Genomic DNA, 16731 nt, shown 5'->3' with positions numbered 1-16731 from the left:
CAGCGCTCAGCGCTGACAACTGGGGCAGTAGGTGGTGGTGCGCTGTCCCAGCTTCACCGTTTTCAGCTCATTGGCACACACCGGACAGGGCTGGCCCCCTTTGCCATACACCAGCAGCTCCTGGGCAAAGTAGCCGGGCTTGCCATCGGCCTGGGTGAAATCTTTCAGGGTGGTGCCCCCCTGGGTGATCGCCCGGTTCAGTACCCCCTTCACCTCGGCCACCAACCGCTCGATGGCCGCCGGTTTGAGTTCTCCCCCGGGCTTGCGGGGATCGATGCCGGCACCGAACAACGCCTCGTTGGCGTAGATGTTACCGACCCCCACCACCACGTGATTGTCCATCAGCGCCAGTTTCACCGCCTTGGTGCGTCCCTTAAGGCAGTTTGCCAGGTGTTGGGCATTGAAGGCCGTAGAGAGCGGTTCAGGGCCCAATTTGGCGATGAGGGGGTGCGCCTCCAAGGGCAGAGTCCACCACAGGGCGGCGCCGAAGCGCCTGGGGTCGTTCAGACGCAGAACGGCACCACTGTCCAGCTCGATGTCCAGGTGATCGTGTTTCTCCGGCGGCGGGGCCGGCGACAACACCCTCAGACTGCCGGACATCCCCAGGTGCAGGATCAGCACCCCGGCCTGGCTCTCCACCAGCAGGTACTTGGCCCGGCGGCTGACACCGGTGATCACCTGACCCTCCAGCTGCAAAATCTCCGGCGGCACCGGCCAGCGCAGCTTGGGCTGGCGCACCACCACCCTGGCCACGGTGCGCCCCATCAGGTGGGGGGTCACTCCCTGACGGGTGACCTCAACCTCCGGCAGCTCAGGCATCCTTCCCTTCCCGGTTCAGCAACGCCTCTCCCTCGGCGGACAACAGCTTCCACCACTGCTCCTGCCCCAGCAGCTTCAGATAACCCAGCTCCGGATAGAGCAGCACGGTCACCGGCGCCTCGCCGTTGTCCAGGTAGAGATCCACCTGTACCGGTCCCCTGGGCAGAGGCTCGGGCGCGTTGATGGGCAGCAGCCGGGCGTCGCTCCACAGAGCCATCAGCCCATCAAGCCGCTTCACCTCCAGCGCTGGCGCAGAGCGCCAGCCATCGCCGTCACGGCGCACCACCAGCTCCTGGAACACCAGGGCCTCGATGCTGCTGCCCTCGGGCAACAGCGGGTAGCTGCTGGACTTGGGGCTCACCAGACTGGTGACATAGAGCAACAGCATGCCAAACAGGGAGAGGGCGATGATCAGCGCGTTGTTCCAGGTGCGTCGTTTGGCCATGACGGGCCTCGGGGTAGCCAGTATTAAATTCGATTGTAGGTTTTTGGCGGGCATAAAAAAACCCGGCAGATGCCGGGTTTTCTCAAGGTGCCGATCAATTACTTGATCTTGGCTTCCTTGTACAGAACGTGCTGACGTACCTTAGGATCGAACTTTTTGATTTCGAACTTTTCAGGCATGTTGCGCTTGTTCTTGTCAGTAGTATAGAAGTGACCAGTACCAGCAGTGGATACCAGACGGATCTTCTCACGACCACCTTTAGCTGCCATGATTTATCTCCTTAAACCTTCTCACCGCGGGCACGCAGTTCAGCCAGAACTACATCGATACCCTTCTTATCAATGATACGCATACCTTTGGTGGATACGCGCAGCTTCACAAAGCGCTTCTCGCCTTCAACCCAGAAACGGTGGGTCTGCAGGTTGGGCAGGAAACGACGCTTAGTGTGGTTTTTTGCGTGGGAAACGTTGTTCCCGGTTACCGGACGCTTGCCGGTAACTTGACATACTTTAGACATTTCAGTCTCCAAAATATTGCTCGAGCATCATTGTACCTCGTATGGCCGTCGCCCGAGGCACACGAAGGGCGCATTTTATACAAGATAAAGAAGCAAAGATCAAGCAAACTGAGCTTATAGCCATCCTCTTTCGGCAAATGAGCAACACTCACCGTGGCCGATGACCAAGTGATCAAGCACCGATACGTCGATCAGTGCCAAGGCATTCTGTATCCGTTTGGTGATGGCGCGATCGGCCTGGCTGGGCTCACTCACCCCGCTGGGATGGTTATGGGCCAGGATCACCGCGGCGGCATTGGCAGACAACACCGTCTTCACCACTTCCCGGGGGTACACGTTAGCGGCGTCTATGGTACCACGAAACAGCTCGGTAAGTTCCACTACTCTGTGCTGACTGTCGAGCAACAGCATGGCAAACACCTCATGGTGGCGATGACCCAGGGTCGCCTGCAGATAATCCCGGGCGGCGTGAGGGCTGTTGAGGGCGCTTCTGGCCTGACTGCGCTCCCCCAGGCAACGTCGTCCCAATTCCCTGGCCGCCTGCAACTGCACGTACTTGGCCGGCCCCATGCCGTGGATGGCGGTGAAGCTGTCTGGGGTCATTCCCAGCAGGGCGTTAAGGCTGCCCGCCCGACCCAGGGCCTGCCTGGCCAGCTCCACCGCACTGACGCCGCTGTGGCCGGTGCGCAGAAAGATCGCCAGCAACTCCGCATCGCTGAGGGCCTGGGCCCCGCGTTCCATCAGCCGCTCCCTTGGCCGCTCCGATGCAGGCCAGTCTCCAATTGCCATAGGGTTCCCTCCCTGATGCTGCTGCAGTTAGTGACCCGGTCGTCACCGACCCGGTCCGCCATGTGTTATCTTAGGCGCCACTCTCAGAAAACGACCAATGGCCATGAGCAAAATCACCCGAAATATCGTGCTGGGGATCTCCGGTGGCATCGCCGCCTACAAGGCCCCCATCCTGGTTCGCCGCCTCAAGGAGACCGGCGCCGACGTCCGCGTCGTCCTCAGTGGCGGCGCCAAGGCGTTTGTGACTCCCATGTCTCTGCAGGCGGTCTCCGGCCACGCCGTGGCCCATGATCTGCTGGATCCGGCCGCCGAACTGGGGATGGGCCACATCGAACTGGCCCGCTGGGCCGATGAGGTGATCATCGCCCCCGCCAGCGCCAACTTCATCGCCCGTATGGCCAGCGGCATGGCGGATGAGCTGATCACTGCGGTCTGCCTGGCCACCGAGGCCCCGATTCGGGTCTGCCCGGCGATGAATCAGGTGATGTATCTGGCCCAGGCCACCCAGGCCAACCTCGCCACCCTGAAGAGCCGTGGCGTCACTCTCTGGGGCCCGGCCAGCGGCGACCAGGCCTGTGGCGAAGTGGGCCCCGGCCGTATGCCTGAACCGGAAGAGATCACCGCCCTCTCCCTGGCTGCCGCCCAGGCGGACGCCGAGCCCGGCCCCCTGGCCGGCAGGAAGCTGCTGCTCACCGCCGGTCCCACCCGGGAAGCCCTGGATCCGGTGCGTTATCTCTCCAACCACAGCTCCGGCAAGATGGGCTTCGCCCTGGCCCAGCAGGCCGCCCGCCTCGGGGCCGAAGTGACCCTGGTCAGCGGCCCGGTCAACCTGGCCACCCCGGCCGGCGTCACCCGCATCGACGTGGACTCCGCCCAGCAGATGCTGGACGCGGTAATGGCCGAGGTGGAGCACCATGAGATCTTCATCGGCTGCGCCGCCGTGGCCGATTACCGCCCGGTGAGCGCCGCCTCGGACAAGATCAAAAAGTCCCAGGAAACTCTGACCATTGAGATGGTGCGTAACCCGGACATCCTTGCTACAGTAGCCGGCCACAGTAAGCGACCGTTCACTGTCGGCTTCGCCGCCGAAACCCGGGATGTGGAGCACTACGCCCTGGATAAGCTGGCCCGCAAGAAGCTGGACATGATCGCCGCCAATGACGTCTCCAAGCCTGGCCAGGGGTTCAATGCGGACAGCAATGCCCTGACCCTGTACTGGCCCGGAGGCAGCAAGGATTTGGGCCACAGCGACAAGGCCACCCAGGCTGAGGCACTGCTGCTGACCATCGCAGAGAAACTGACGAACTAAGAGACAAGAATGAAAACACCCATCGAGCTTAAAATTCTGGACGCCCGCCTGGGCAGCGAGTGGCCCCTGCCCGAGTACGCCACCCCGGGGTCTGCCGGCATGGATCTGCGCGCCATGGTGGATGAGCCTCTGGTGCTGGAGCCCGGCCAGAGCCAGCTGGTGCCCACCGGCATGGCGATCCACATCGGCGACGCCAGCCTGGCCGCCACCATCCTGCCCCGCTCCGGCATGGGCCATAAGAAGGGGATCGTCCTGGGCAACCTGGTGGGTCTGATCGATTCCGACTACCAGGGGCCACTGATGTGCTCCCTGTGGAACCGCAGCAGCCAGACCGTCACCATCGAGCCCGGTGAGCGCGTGGCTCAGCTGGTGTTCCTGCCCGTGGTCCAGGCCGCCTTTACCCAGGTCGAGTCCTTCGACGCCAGCGAGCGCGGCGAAGGCGGTTTCGGCCACTCCGGTACCAAGTAACTCCGGAGTCACGACCATGAGCAGTAACAACAAAAGCAACCGTCGCGAGCAGATCCTGCAGTCCCTGGCCAAGATGCTGGAGACCTCCCCCGGAGAGCGGATCACCATCTCCAAGCTGGCCGCCGAAGTGGGCGTGTCCGAAGCGGCCCTGTATCGTCACTTCCCCTCCAAGGCGCGGATGTTCGAGGGGCTCATCGAGTTCATCGAAAACGCCCTGCTCTCCAGGATCAACCTGATCATGGAGGAGGAGGAGGACACCATGGTGCGCTGCCAGCTGATCCTGCAGCTGCTGCTGACCTTCGCCGAGCGCAACCCGGGGATCACCCGACTGCTGACCGGCGACGCCCTCACCGGGGAACAGCAGCGTCTGCGTGAGCGGATGAACAAGCTGTTCGCCCGCATCGAGACCAACCTCAAGCAGGCCCTGAGAGAGAAAGCGATTCGCGAAGGCTCCGGCTTCTACCTGGAGGAGGGGATGCTGGCCAACCTGCTGCTCTCCTACGCCGAGGGTCGCATCGCCCAGTACGTGCGCAGCGAGTTCAAGGTGCTGCCCACCGAGCGCTTCAGCGAGCAGTGGGCCTTCATCCAGCGCCAGCTGCTGCAAAGCTAAACGGTCGCGAAATGAGACAAAAGCGGCGCCATCTGGCGCCGTTTTTCGTTGAACTTCGGAAAAGCCTGAGGCTTAGATGCCGTACTGGGCGCGGTAGGCGCTCACCTGTTCCAGCTCCTGTTCACGACCCGGCTGCTCCTGCAGATAGGCGATGAGATCCCCCAGGGTGACGATGGCGATGATGGAGCAGCCGTAATCCCGCTCCACCTCCTGGATGGCAGACAGCTCGCCCTTGCCCTTCTCCTGACGGTCCAGGGCGATCAGCACCCCGGCCAGGGAGGCGTCATTGGCCTGGATGATCTCCATGGACTCACGGATGGCGGTACCTGCGGTGATCACGTCATCCACCAGCATCACCCGGCCGGCCAATTCGGCACCCACCAGGTTGCCGCCTTCGCCATGATCCTTCTTCTCCTTGCGGTTGAAGCAGTAGGGCTTGTCGGTGCCGTGATGATCCGCCAGGGCCACCGCAGTGGTGGTGGCGATGGGGATCCCCTTGTAGGCGGGGCCGAACAGCAGGTCATACTCGATGCCGGAGTCCGCCAGCGCCGCCGCGTAGAAGCGACCCAGGCGCGCCAGGTCGCCACCGGTATTGAACAGGCCCGCGTTGAAGAAGTAGGGGCTCTTGCGGCCAGATTTCAAAGTAAACTCGCCAAAACGCAGCACGTTACGTTCCAGGGCAAACTCGATAAATTCACGTTGGTAAGCTTTCACTCTATTCCGACCTTATTCTCGTGTGGGTACAAAAAAGGCGACCTCTCAGTCGCCTTCAATAAAACAGTTATCCTTCGGCCAACGCCGCCTTCTGGGCCTCGACGATGTCGTGGATCCCCGACTTGGCCAGCGCCAGCATCTCCAGCAGCTCCTCGTGGGTGAAGGGTTCGCCCTCGGCGGTGCCCTGCACCTCGATCATGCGGCCATCCTCCGCCATCACCACATTCATGTCTGTTTCGGCGGCGGAGTCTTCCACGTACTCCAGATCGCACACCGCCTGGCCATCCACCACGCCCACGGACACCGCGGCTACCATGAACTTCAGGGGATCCACGGTGAGCTTCTTGTCACGCTGCAGGCCATTAAGGGCATCCACCAGGGCCACGCAGGCGCCGGTGATGGAGGCGGTACGGGTGCCACCATCGGCCTGGATCACATCACAATCCACGGTGATGGTGTATTCACCCAGCTTCTCCAGGTCCACCGCCGCACGCAGGGAGCGGGCGATCAGGCGCTGAATCTCCAGGGTGCGGCCACCCTGCTTACCGCGGGCCGCTTCCCGGCCGCTGCGGCTGTGGGTGGCGCGAGGCAGCATGCTGTACTCGGCGGTGACCCAGCCCTGACCCTTACCCTTGAGGAAGCGGGGCACGCCCTCTTCGACGGTGGCATTACACAGCACCTTGGTGTGGCCGAACTCCACCAGTACGGACCCTTCCGCATAACGGGTGTAGTTACGGGTCAGGGTAATGGGACGAGTCTGGTTGGGGGCTCGGTTGTCTGGACGCATGAATAGTGCCTTGGCTCTGAAAATGTGCGGCACATTATACCGATCCGGCCCCCTGGACGCGAGGCTCTCTCCAGCCGGGTGGAGTTGGTTGTTTAACCAGCATTATCTGATATAACTGAACCATAGCCCGAGCAAAAAACAGACGATGATGATGCGACTTGGACATGGATTGCTGTTGCTCTGCCTGCTGCTGCCTCTGAGCCTGCAGGCCGAACCCCCGACGCTGAAGAATATGATGGAGCAGGAAACCCCTGCAGAAACCGAGGAAACGGCGCCGGACAAGCCTGCTCCGGAGCCCACCATAGTGGACGAGTATGAGCGGGGCTCCCCCCGTTCCTCCATGGAGGGGCTGCTGCACGCCCTGCGCCACAACGACTTCGAACGAGCCGCCCACTATCTGGATGGCCGCAACCTGCCCAGGGGGGTGGCCGAACTGTCCCTGCCGCTGCTGGCCGAGGAGTTCAAACTGATCCTCAACCGCACCCTGTGGGTCGATCTGGACACCCTGAGCGAATCAAAAAACGGTCTCGCCGGCGACGGCCTGCCCCCTTACCGGGATCTGGTGGGACGCGTCCCCTTAGGGTCCCGTCAGATCAGTGTCTATATGCAAAGGGTTCCCCGGGGGGATGGTCAGTACATCTGGAAAATCTCCAACGCCACCCTGGGTGAGGTCCCCAACCTCTACGAACAGTATGGCGACGGCCCCATAGGGGAGTACCTCAGCGACCACCTGCCGGAATTTGAGATTCTGGGGCTGCAGAGCTGGCAGTTTGTGGCGGTGCTGCTGATGTTCCTCATCGCCTATCTCATCAGCCTGCCACTGTTTGCCATCAGCAAGTGGCTGGTGCGAAGGCATTACCCGGACAATGCCCAGTTGCAATGCTTTATCAGTGGCCCCCTGAGGCTGTTGTTTGTGGTGCTGGCGGTGCGGGAAGCCTTCCCCCTGGTGCGCCCCTCCATCGAAGCCAGGGCCATAGCCGAAGGCCATGCCCTGATGATCCTGGCGCTGGTGTGGGTGATGGTCTCCGGCATGGAGTTGGCCCGGGAGCGGCTCAACCGCAGCTTCCAGGAGAAGGGCAAGGATCAGGGCGCCCAGTTGCTCAAACCCCTGTTCACCATCGGCAAGATCCTGATCATCATCATCGGTCTGTTGATGTGGCTGGAGAATCTGGGGTTCAAGGCCACCACCATACTGGCCGGTCTGGGGATCGGCGGCCTGGCGGTGGCACTGGCGGCGCAGAAATCGGTAGAGAACCTGATCGGCGCCATCACCCTCTACCTCTCCTCCCCGGTGAAGGTGGGCAACTTCTGCAAGTTTGGCACCCAGATGGGGGTGGTGGAGGAGATCGGCCTGCGCTACACCCGGGTACGCACCCTCGACCGGACGGTGATCCACATCTCCAACGCCACCTTCGTCGACCTGCAACTGGAAAACTTCTCCGAACGGGAGAAGATCCGCTACAGCCCGGCGCTGAACCTGCGCTACGACACCCCCGCCAGCAAATTGCGCGGGGTGATGGACGAGATCACCCAGGTACTGAAAGATCACCCCATGACCCATGAATCGCCGCTGAGGGTTCGCTTCCACAAATTTAGCCCCAATGCCCTGCAACTCAATGTGCTCAGCTACATCCAGACCACCGCCTTTCCCGAGTATCTGGAGGCGGCGGAGGAGCTGAACCTGTCGATCCTCTCCATACTGGAGCAGCACGGGGTGGCGATGACCGACACCACCCAGCACCGCTGGCTGGACACCCCCAAACCACAGCAAGGGCAATGAACCTAAGCCCCTGGAATCTCCGGGGGCTTTGCCGTCTCCCCTCGCTCGTGGGTATAATCGGACCACTGACACTTTACAAGGCCACTTCCAATGATCCACAGCATGACCGCCTATGCCCGCAGCGACGTTAAAGCTGACTGGGGCAGCGCCTCCTGGGAGATCCGCTCCGTTAACCAGCGCTACCTGGAAACCTACCTGAGACTGCCCGAGCAGTTTCGCTCCCTGGAGCCCATGCTGAGAGAGCGCCTGCGCAAGCGCCTGGCGCGAGGCAAGGTGGAGGTGAACCTGCGCTTCGAGCTGACCGAAAACGCCGGCGACACGGTTCAGATGAACGAACAACTGGCGGCCCAGCTCATCGAGAAGGCTCAGCACCTGCACACCATGGCCGGCATCGGCCAACTGAACCTGGTGGAACTGATGCGCTGGCCCGGCGTTCTGGAAGCCAGTGAACGTGACATGGACGCCATCGGCAAAGAGCTGCTGCAGAAGTTCGACGACACCGTGGATCAGTTCCTGGAGGCCCGCGGCTCCGAAGGCCAGGCCCTGGAGAAGATGATCACCGACCGCCTGGATGGGGTGACCGAGCAGGCCGCCTTTGTCCGCAGCCGCATGCCGGAGATCATGGAGTGGCAGCGCCAGAAGCTGAACGACCGCCTGGCGGAAGTGAAAGAGGACATGGATCCCGGCCGCATCGAGCAGGAGATGATTCTGCTGGCCCAGAAGATGGACGTGGCCGAGGAGATCGACCGCCTGGACACCCACGTCAGCGAGACCCGCAAGGTGCTGAAGAAGGGCGGCGCCTGTGGCCGTCGTCTGGACTTCATGATGCAGGAGTTCAACCGCGAGTCCAACACCCTGGCCTCCAAATCCATCAGCACCGACATCACCGCCGCCGCGGTGGAGCTCAAGGTACTGATTGAGCAGATGCGCGAGCAGATCCAGAACATCGAGTAAGCCCAAGCGCACTCAGCCAAGCCCCGCCATGCGGGGCTTTTGTTTTTAAAGACCTTTTTTGGCATAACCGCCGGCTCTCTCCTATAGTTGCAACTGGGCATGGAACCGCCCTCGACTCGGCAACACAAGGAACAGGTTATGAGCCAACCCAAGCTGGTCAGCTATTTCTCCAGTGGCGCCATTCCACTGCAGCGGGCGGTCGAGCGCCCCTACTCCCACATCATTCTCGCGTTCCTCAGCTGCAGCGAACACAGCCCCTTTACCCTGGAGCTGTCCGGGGCCATCGCCGCCCAATCTTCCCCGCCCATCCTCACCCAGGGCACCAAGCAGGCAGTCCGTCAGCTGCAGCAACAGGGGATCAAGGTGATGATCAGTTTTGGCGGCGCCACCATGACCAGCGCCGCCTACCGACAGCTGGCGGGACAGGAGAGTTATCTGGCCTACATCCTGGCCCAGTTTGTCACCCACAATGAGCTGGATGGCATCGACATCGACTGGGAAGACAGCGCCGCCTTTGTCGGTCGGGCCGGCTATGACGGCATCGAGTTTCTGGTTAACCTGACCCTGGCCCTGAGGCGCGAGCTGCCCAGTGGCCGATACCAGATCTCCCACGCACCCCAGCCCCCCTACCTGGAGCCCGGCTACGGCATGAGTGGCTACCTGAAGGTGTTAGAGCAGGCCGGCAGCGCCATCGATATGGTGAACATCCAGTTTTACAACAACCGTCCCTGGAGCGGCGATCCTCTGCGGATACTGGAGTCCTACCAGAGGTACTGCCAACTGCCGGGAATGAGCGCAGAGAAGGCGATACTGGGCCTGCCGGTCACCCGACACAATGCTCAGGCCAACAGCTACATTCCGGTGGATCGCATAGTGAAAGAGCTCGTCCAGCCCCTGAAAGCAGCCCACTACCTGGGAGGGTTGATGAACTGGGAGTTCGCTTCAGACACCGAGGGCCACTGGAGTCACCCAATCAGCGAAGCACTGGAGACCCAGAACGTCATCAGCTAGCCGGTCAGGCGCATAAAGCCGCTTGCCCCTCTCCACCAGAACATCGATCAGCCCCCTGACCCGGCGGGCCTTCTGACTGTTCTGAACGAACTAGAGATAGAGGCCGGAATAGGGGTCCAGCTTTGCTCCAGCCAGTTGGAGGCGATAGAGCAATACTGCACCAGCCTATATATTGCTGAAACTCATCAGGATAAGTAGGACAACCGTGACGCTCGGTGTACTCGGGCGAGGCAAACAGCGCCTCCCTATTGGGAGCGGTCAGTTGGCGGGCCGCACCTCGAATGCTGCCCCCCCGGACTATGCTCTGAAATATCATCTGTTGGTTATAGGTCGCCCCCTTCATCGTCCGGCCTCTCGTTAGGTAACTGCGAACAAAGATTCGGCGACTATACGCCATTAACCACCAGCCACTACAATTCAACTGCGCAGTTTATAAATTGGAGATGAATTAGAAAGGTGACAAAGAGTCTGTGTTTAGATAAATTAACTCTCAGGAGTTAGGTATATTTCCATCGCCGATCATGACGTCGGTCACTTATTAGATTCATTGCAACCAATGACCAATCACAATATTGTGCATTTTGATAATCTTTTCAAAGTCTGAGTCTTTAGCGATTTTGTCTCTTTTGTTCGAAATTCCTTCACCGGTCACACATCCCCCATCTTCAGAGATCTGCCATATTGACATCTCATTGATACCTTTGATTTTATGGCGCTCCCCAACGATGACTGCTTCTAGCGCAACGGTCTGGTCTATCGGCGTTCTTTGACACCAAGTCTATTCTGGTCATGGGGCAGAAAATCTTTAGCTTTATTTAACTGGCGTCATTAACTACGGATAAATAATATGTCCACCCTCAATGTACAGAATAAAAGCATCGGCTTTCAGCTTTGCTCCATTATTACTGTTCTTATCGTAATAGCCTTTTCTCTTACCGGGTATCTGGTCTACCGGGAGAGTTATCAAACCCTACTGGACAAGGCGCTCTCTGAGCACCAATCCAAGGTGCAGGCCCTGAGTGCCACTCTGAAACAGAGTTTTGACGGCTACCTGAAGGAAGCCAAAGTGCTGGAAACCGCCTTCCAGAACCAATATCTGGATGGTCTGCAACCGGCTGCCTCCAGAATCGAGCTCAAAGGACGCTCCCTGCGGGATCTCAGCGTCTATGGCGAGCCGGTCAGCGACAATCGTCTGGTGGATGCCTTCACCCGGGATACCGGTGCAGTGGCAACGGTGTTCGTCAAAGAGGGCAACGACTACGTTCGCCTCTCCACCTCCCTGACCAACCTCAACGGCGATAGGGTGGTGGGCACCGAACTGACCCAAACCAGCGCCGCCTATCAGGCTCTGAGTCGTGGCACCAGCTATTACAACAAGGTCACCCTGTTCGGTAAGCAATACCTCACCTATTACGCCCCCATCGAGGGTAACAATGGCACCCAGATTGGCGCCTCCTTCGTGGGTCTGCCTGTGGATCAGGCATCCCAGGATCTGTTCGACAACCTGGCCACCATCCAGTGGGGTGACACCGGCTACTCCATCGTCTTCGATGACAGTGAAGCCAAACGGGGGATGTACATTCACCACCCGCTGAAAGAGAACCTGACCAAGAACATCATCGAGCTGGCCACGGAAGAGAAGCCGTTCCAGAAGCTGTTCGAGGGTGATACCGGAGTAGTCCGCTACCCTCACATCTACAACGGCATCACAGGTGAAAAGTACCTGGTGTTTGCCAAGGTGCCCGGCTGGAACTGGGTGCTGTCCGGAGGCACCTTCCTGGATGAGGTCACCAAAGAAACCGGTTCCCTGCTGACCACGATCGTGCTGGTGGCCTCACTGGCGGGCCTGTTCACCATAGTGGTGGTCACCTGGGTACTGCAGCGGATCCTCCGCCCCCTGGGTCAGGCCAGCGACTGCATGGCCGCCCTGGGCGAAGGCCGGGTCAGCATCGACATTCCCCAGGTCAATGGCGACAGCCGCAACGAGATCACCCGGCTGACCTTCGCCATGGGGCAGATGGCCAAGCAGCTGAACCAACTGGTGGGCGAGATCAAAACCACCAGTAACGACTCCAACGCCGCCGCCCGTCTGGTGGCCGAGCATGCCCAGTCCAACCTGGGCCAGTCTGAGCAGCAACAGCAGCAGGTGGACCAGATGGCCACCGCCATCGAAGAGATGGCCTCCTCCGCCAACGCCGTTGCCGAGCAGGTGGAGGCGGTGGCTCACAGCGTCCAGACCGCCAACCAGGACAGCAATGCCGGCTCGGTACTGGTCACCGACATGGAGCAGGATATCAACGGCCTCAGCGACCAGCTCAACGACTCCACCGACGCCATTCGTCAGGTGCACGAAGAGAGCCGCAACATAGAAAGTGTCACCACCATGATCGACACCATCGCCGAGCAGACCAACCTGCTGGCGCTGAACGCCGCCATCGAAGCGGCCCGCGCCGGCGAGCAGGGCCGGGGCTTCGCGGTGGTGGCCGACGAGGTCCGCCAACTGGCGCACCGCACTCAGAGCTCGGTTCAGGAGGTGGTCTCCATCATCAGCCAGCTGCAGCAGCGCATCGAGTCTGCGGTGTCCATGATGAACGCCAGCCAGAACACCAGTGTGTCGGTGAAGGAGAAGGCCCTGGCGGCCGGAGGGGCGCTGCACAACATCACCGGTCAGATCAATGCCATTGCGGATATGGCACAGAGCATGGCCGCCACATCTGAGCAACAAGCCCAGGTATCCCAGGAGATCGCAGCCAATGCAACCTCAGTCAGCGAACTTAACCGCATGACCCGCGACACCTCGGCGCAAACCGCCGACAGTGCTGCCGAGCTGCAGCAGCTGTCCGATAACCTGGACAAACAGGTGGCCTACTTCAGCTAGGCCCCAGGGAAAGAGAGAAGCAAGGGGAGCTCAGCTCCTCTTTTTCATGTCTGACCGACGCCTCAAAAATAGTTGACTGAGAACCCTAACGACTCAATGTCGACAAGGCGGGAGGGGCCACGTCTGCCACCAGTCGCTGCCGTCTCTCCCGCCAGGGGGAACCGGAGTTCAGGGTCAGACCGGCGTCGGTGCGCACCAGCCCCAGGTACTCATAGGGGCGGCTGAGGTCCGGAAATCTGGTCTGAGGCATCATCATCGCCCTGGTGTCGGTAAACAAAGTGGTGCCACTGAGACGGTCAAACGCCTGCACCAGGCTGTCCACCGTCCAGTGACGATTCTGCTGACGACAGCAGGCGACGAACTGCCCCAGCACCTGAGTCAGGGACCCCTTGCCCCGTCGCCTGAGTTCGGTATCCACCGCCAGGAAATAGGCGGCGCCGCTCCAGTACACCCGCCGATAGGCGTGACGGCGCCACATCTCCCGGGAGAGGGTTTCCAAGGCGATGTCGCCATGAGCGTCATCGTCGACGCCTCGCCGAAACCCCCGATCCAGCCGTTTGATCGCCTCATCGGGGGAGAGGATGTCCGCCCTGGCCATCAACAGATATTGCAGATAGCTGGCCAAGCCTTCGCTGAACCAGGGTTGATCATTGCCGGGAAAGGGGATCAGCAGATGGCTGAATTCGTGCATGGCGGTCCAGTCGCTCCGCAGGGTATTGAGAGGCAAACGGTAATCCACGTAGAAGCGGATCCCTTCCCGGGCACCGCGGTCTATCTGGGCCCAGGGTACCGCCCCCCGTCCGCGGCCACCGTCGTACACCCGGATGCGGGCGCAGGGGGCCGGGTGCTGCCCCGCCAGATCCGCCACCGCCCAGGCCGCCTCCCCCAGCCAGCGGCTGAGCTTGGCCCGCTCACCATTGGGAATGCGCTGATCAAACTCAAAGCTGGGGGGACCTTCGCAGCCGGCATCCGCTTGCCAGGCGCCCAGCCACACGGAAACCAATAAGAGTTTCAACCAGTTCACTTTTGCCTCCCTGCGCCCAGTCCCCAGATAACTTCTAACTCAAATACGGGATTTGAGTTAGACTAGATGGGCATAACCTCCTAACAATGACTACAAAGAGATTATGCCTATGACCCTGGCCACCGATTTTCTCCACGCCCTGCCCAAAGTCGAACTCCATATGCACATCGAAGGCTCGCTGGAGCCCGAGCTGATGTTTCGGCTGGCACAACGCAACAACATCACCCTGCCCTACGATTCCGTGGACGCCCTCCGCCAGGCTTACGACTTCAGCAATCTGCAGTCCTTTCTGGACCTCTACTACCAGGGCGCCAATGTCCTGCAGAGCGAACAGGACTTTTTTGACCTCACCTGGGCCTACCTGCAGCGCTGCCGCGAGCAGAACGTCGAACACGTCGAGATCTTCTTTGACCCCCAGACCCACACCGACCGGGGCATCCCCTTCGAAACGGTGATCAATGGGTTGACCCGGGCCCTGGAGAAGGGTGAGCAGCAGTTGGGGATAAGCCATGGCCTGATTCTCTGCTTCCTGCGCCACCTCAGTGAGGAGTCCGCCCTGGCGACCCTGGAGCAGGCAAAGCCCTTCAGGGAGAAGATCCTCGGCATCGGCCTGGATTCCTCCGAACTGGGTCATCCGCCGGAAAAATTCCAGCGGGCCTTCGCCGCCGCCCAGGCTCAGGGGTACAAGCTGGTGGCCCACGCCGGCGAGGAGGGCCCGGCGGAGTACATCTGGCAGGCGCTGGAGCTGCTCAAGGTACAGCGTATCGATCATGGTGTGGCCTGCCTGCAGGATCCTGAGCTGGTGACCTACCTGGCGGAGCATCAGATTCCGCTGACGGTGTGCCCCAACTCCAACGTCCGCCTGCGGGTGTTTGACACCATGGCAGACCACAACCTGAAAGACCTGCTGGACAAGGATCTTAAAGTCACGCTGAATTCGGACGATCCGGCGTATTTCGGCGGCTATATGCTGGAAAATTACGCGAACGTGCAAAACGCCCTGAACCTGAGCAAGGAGCAGTGGCTGAAGTTGAGTGCCAACGCCATCGACGCCAGCTTTGCCTCGGATGCCCGCAAGGCCGAGCTCTACCAACAGTTGATGGAGCTGTTCTGACCATCAGGCAGTAAAAAGCCCAGCCGATTGGCTGGGCTTGTAGTTATCAGGCGCTGCGGCCGCGGTAGGCTGCCAGCATCCAACTCTCCTTCTCCTGCTGAGACAGGTAGTCACTCATCAGCGACGCGGTCCCTTCATCCCCCAGCTCACCGGCGGCCTCCAGGATGTTTCGCTGCTTGGCGATCAGTACCTTGTAGCCGTCGAGCAGCAGGTCGATGCCTTCACTGCCACTGCTCACCTGCACCGCTTCGCGGATCTCGCTGTGCTGCAGGTAGTCGGAAAACGCGTGCAGCGGCTGATGTCCCAGGGTCAGAACCCGCTCGGCGATCTCATCCACCTTCTCCAACAGGACGTTGTAGATCTCCTCAAACTTGGTGTGCAGCTCGAAGAAGTCGGCACCCTTGATGTTCCAGTGAAAACCGCGGACGTTCATATACAGAATCTGGTAGTTGGCCAGCAGGTCGTTCAGTTGACCGGCCAGTTGCTCGGCGCCCAGGCTGTTCAGCCCAATCAGGTTGGTGTTGTTCATGGCGATCCTCTCATCTCAATTTTTGGGCCACGCTGTGTGGCGATTGAGTTCAGAATAGTCCCGCCGCAAAAACGAATAAAGCGAACAATTGTTATCGCCGCAATCTATTTTGTGAATTACCCGGGGTGTCAGCGGCGAGGACGCGGCAGCGCTGGCTGATCTCCGACCGGCAGGAGCCGCATCCTGTGCCCGCACCGCAGGCGTTGGCCACCTCGTCGGCGGTGGTCGCGCCGGCACGGATCACCTCGTCCACATCCTGCTGCGTCAGCCTCAGACAGCAGCAAAGCAGGGTTGGGGGGGTTGGCTGAGTCATCGCAATCTTCACCTTTTCAATGGGATGGCCGCGCCAAAATAGGGCGCTGTGCGCCAATGCCGCGCAGTATAGCAGTTGACCGCATTGATTCTGCTCAGACCAAAATCTCAGATTTTTCTACATAAGGCCATGATTATTAAAGATTTACTAAATTAGGCTGTGGTAACCCTTCTGCCCGGCCCCCATCTTGCTTTGTCACCTTAGGGTCACGGCGAACCACTAACATGGACGAAATGTGAAGGGTAAGGAGGGGTTATGAGTCGTTATCACACGGACTGGCAGGATATCTGTGCCCTGTCGGAGCTCAATCCCGGCGAAGGGGTGTGTGCCCTGGTACGGGATCAGCATCTGGCGCTGTTCCTGCTGCGCTCCGGGCAACTGTTCGCCCTGGACAACCATGACCCCCTGGGTAAAGCCAACTCGGTCTTTCGTGCCCAGGTTGATGAGGAGTCTCGAACCCTGGCCCTGGAAGCCGCCGGCCAGCGGCGCCGCTACTGCCTTCACAGCGGGCGCAACCTGGAACAACAGGAGGTCTCCCTGGCCACCTTCCCGGTAAGAGTGAAGAACAATCGAGTGCAACTGGCGCTGGGATAAAAAAAGGTTCATCGCGCATTACCGGGAAAAGCGGCTCGTATCTTCAGGAAGAAGTAGTCGCTGTCCCGGTATCCGT

19 protein-coding genes are annotated in these 16731 nt (G+C 60.3%); 9 read left to right on the top strand and 10 right to left on the bottom strand.

Annotation, left to right across the window (positions count from 1 at the left end; all coding sequences use genetic code 11):
* Positions 1-6: 6 nt before the first annotated feature.
* The 5 genes from mutM to radC all read right to left on the bottom strand — a co-directional run bounded on the left by mutM (position 7) and on the right by radC (position 2570).
* Entirely contained in the window at positions 7-819 is an 813-nt protein-coding gene (mutM, locus tag ACN0RV_RS12910) for a bifunctional DNA-formamidopyrimidine glycosylase/DNA-(apurinic or apyrimidinic site) lyase (RefSeq protein WP_417348059.1), read from the bottom strand.
* Positions 812-1264: a hypothetical protein gene (locus ACN0RV_RS12905; RefSeq protein ID WP_417348057.1), complete on the bottom strand. Its 453-nt coding sequence runs from the start codon at positions 1262-1264 to the stop codon at positions 812-814. Before ACN0RV_RS12905 ends, mutM begins: the two co-directional genes overlap by 8 nt.
* Before the next feature lie 98 nt (positions 1265-1362).
* Positions 1363-1533 carry a 50S ribosomal protein L33 gene (rpmG, locus tag ACN0RV_RS12900; protein WP_028109347.1) on the bottom strand — a complete coding sequence of 57 codons (171 nt, stop codon included), beginning with the start codon at positions 1531-1533 and terminating at the stop codon, positions 1363-1365.
* Between the two features lie 11 nt (positions 1534-1544).
* Entirely contained in the window at positions 1545-1781 is a 237-nt protein-coding gene (gene rpmB / locus ACN0RV_RS12895) for a 50S ribosomal protein L28 (RefSeq protein ID WP_028109346.1), read from the bottom strand.
* A gap of 114 nt (positions 1782-1895) precedes the next feature.
* Positions 1896-2570 carry a RadC family protein gene (radC, locus tag ACN0RV_RS12890; protein ID WP_417348054.1) on the bottom strand — a complete coding sequence of 225 codons (675 nt, stop codon included), beginning with the start codon at positions 2568-2570 and terminating at the stop codon, positions 1896-1898.
* Between the two features lie 103 nt (positions 2571-2673).
* On the opposite strand from radC, the gene coaBC reads away from it, so the two are divergent.
* Genes coaBC through slmA form a run of 3 tightly spaced genes read left to right on the top strand, consistent with a single transcriptional unit; the run spans position 2674 to position 4957 of the window.
* Positions 2674-3879 (top strand): bifunctional phosphopantothenoylcysteine decarboxylase/phosphopantothenate--cysteine ligase CoaBC, encoded by a 1206-nt coding sequence (gene coaBC / locus ACN0RV_RS12885; protein WP_417348199.1) that lies wholly within the window; start codon positions 2674-2676, stop codon positions 3877-3879.
* A gap of 9 nt (positions 3880-3888) precedes the next feature.
* Positions 3889-4347: a dUTP diphosphatase gene (dut, locus tag ACN0RV_RS12880; RefSeq protein ID WP_286341098.1), complete on the top strand. Its 459-nt coding sequence runs from the start codon at positions 3889-3891 to the stop codon at positions 4345-4347.
* A gap of 16 nt (positions 4348-4363) precedes the next feature.
* Positions 4364-4957 carry a nucleoid occlusion factor SlmA gene (gene slmA, locus ACN0RV_RS12875; protein ID WP_417348052.1) on the top strand — a complete coding sequence of 198 codons (594 nt, stop codon included), beginning with the start codon at positions 4364-4366 and terminating at the stop codon, positions 4955-4957.
* Between the two features lie 72 nt (positions 4958-5029).
* On the opposite strand, the gene pyrE is transcribed toward slmA, so the two are convergent.
* On the bottom strand, positions 5030-5671 hold the full coding sequence (gene pyrE / locus ACN0RV_RS12870) for an orotate phosphoribosyltransferase (RefSeq protein ID WP_286341096.1): 642 nt from the start codon (positions 5669-5671) through the stop codon (positions 5030-5032).
* A gap of 67 nt (positions 5672-5738) precedes the next feature.
* Entirely contained in the window at positions 5739-6458 is a 720-nt protein-coding gene (gene rph, locus ACN0RV_RS12865) for a ribonuclease PH (RefSeq protein WP_417348050.1), read from the bottom strand.
* 148 nt (positions 6459-6606) lie between these two features.
* Between rph and ACN0RV_RS12860 the strand changes: the two genes are divergently transcribed.
* The 4 genes from ACN0RV_RS12860 to ACN0RV_RS12845 all read left to right on the top strand — a co-directional run bounded on the left by ACN0RV_RS12860 (position 6607) and on the right by ACN0RV_RS12845 (position 13081).
* Positions 6607-8238, top strand: coding sequence for a mechanosensitive ion channel family protein (locus ACN0RV_RS12860; RefSeq protein WP_417348048.1), 1632 nt, complete (start codon positions 6607-6609; stop codon positions 8236-8238).
* Between the two features lie 90 nt (positions 8239-8328).
* Positions 8329-9192, top strand: a complete 864-nt coding sequence (locus ACN0RV_RS12855) for a YicC/YloC family endoribonuclease (protein ID WP_417348046.1) — start codon at positions 8329-8331, stop codon at positions 9190-9192.
* Positions 9193-9330: 138 nt separating this feature from the next.
* Positions 9331-10203, top strand: coding sequence for a glycoside hydrolase family 18 protein (locus ACN0RV_RS12850; RefSeq protein ID WP_417348044.1), 873 nt, complete (start codon positions 9331-9333; stop codon positions 10201-10203).
* Positions 10204-11050: 847 nt separating this feature from the next.
* Positions 11051-13081, top strand: coding sequence for a methyl-accepting chemotaxis protein (locus ACN0RV_RS12845; RefSeq protein ID WP_417348042.1), 2031 nt, complete (start codon positions 11051-11053; stop codon positions 13079-13081).
* Between the two features lie 85 nt (positions 13082-13166).
* On the opposite strand, the gene ACN0RV_RS12840 is transcribed toward ACN0RV_RS12845, so the two are convergent.
* On the bottom strand, positions 13167-14105 hold the full coding sequence (locus ACN0RV_RS12840) for a hypothetical protein (protein ID WP_417348041.1): 939 nt from the start codon (positions 14103-14105) through the stop codon (positions 13167-13169).
* 109 nt (positions 14106-14214) lie between these two features.
* Between ACN0RV_RS12840 and ACN0RV_RS12835 the strand changes: the two genes are divergently transcribed.
* Positions 14215-15219, top strand: a complete 1005-nt coding sequence (locus ACN0RV_RS12835; RefSeq protein ID WP_417348039.1) for an adenosine deaminase — start codon at positions 14215-14217, stop codon at positions 15217-15219.
* Positions 15220-15265: 46 nt separating this feature from the next.
* Here ACN0RV_RS12835 and ACN0RV_RS12830 read toward each other — a convergent pair whose 3' ends face one another.
* The gene (locus ACN0RV_RS12830; protein ID WP_417348037.1) at positions 15266-15748 is read right to left on the bottom strand and encodes a Dps family protein; all 483 of its coding nucleotides are present in this window, start codon (positions 15746-15748) and stop codon (positions 15266-15268) included.
* 91 nt (positions 15749-15839) lie between these two features.
* On the bottom strand, positions 15840-16061 hold the full coding sequence (locus tag ACN0RV_RS12825; RefSeq protein WP_417348035.1) for a (2Fe-2S)-binding protein: 222 nt from the start codon (positions 16059-16061) through the stop codon (positions 15840-15842).
* A 255-nt stretch (positions 16062-16316) separates the two neighbouring features.
* Between ACN0RV_RS12825 and ACN0RV_RS12820 the strand changes: the two genes are divergently transcribed.
* Positions 16317-16655, top strand: coding sequence for a nitrite reductase (NAD(P)H) small subunit (locus ACN0RV_RS12820; RefSeq protein WP_417348033.1), 339 nt, complete (start codon positions 16317-16319; stop codon positions 16653-16655).
* Positions 16656-16731: the final 76 nt, after the last annotated feature.

Source organism: Ferrimonas sp. (assembly GCF_048263965.1).
In the GTDB taxonomy this organism is placed as follows: domain Bacteria; phylum Pseudomonadota; class Gammaproteobacteria; order Enterobacterales; family Shewanellaceae; genus Ferrimonas.
This window is presented reverse-complemented; position numbering and strand designations above follow the sequence as displayed.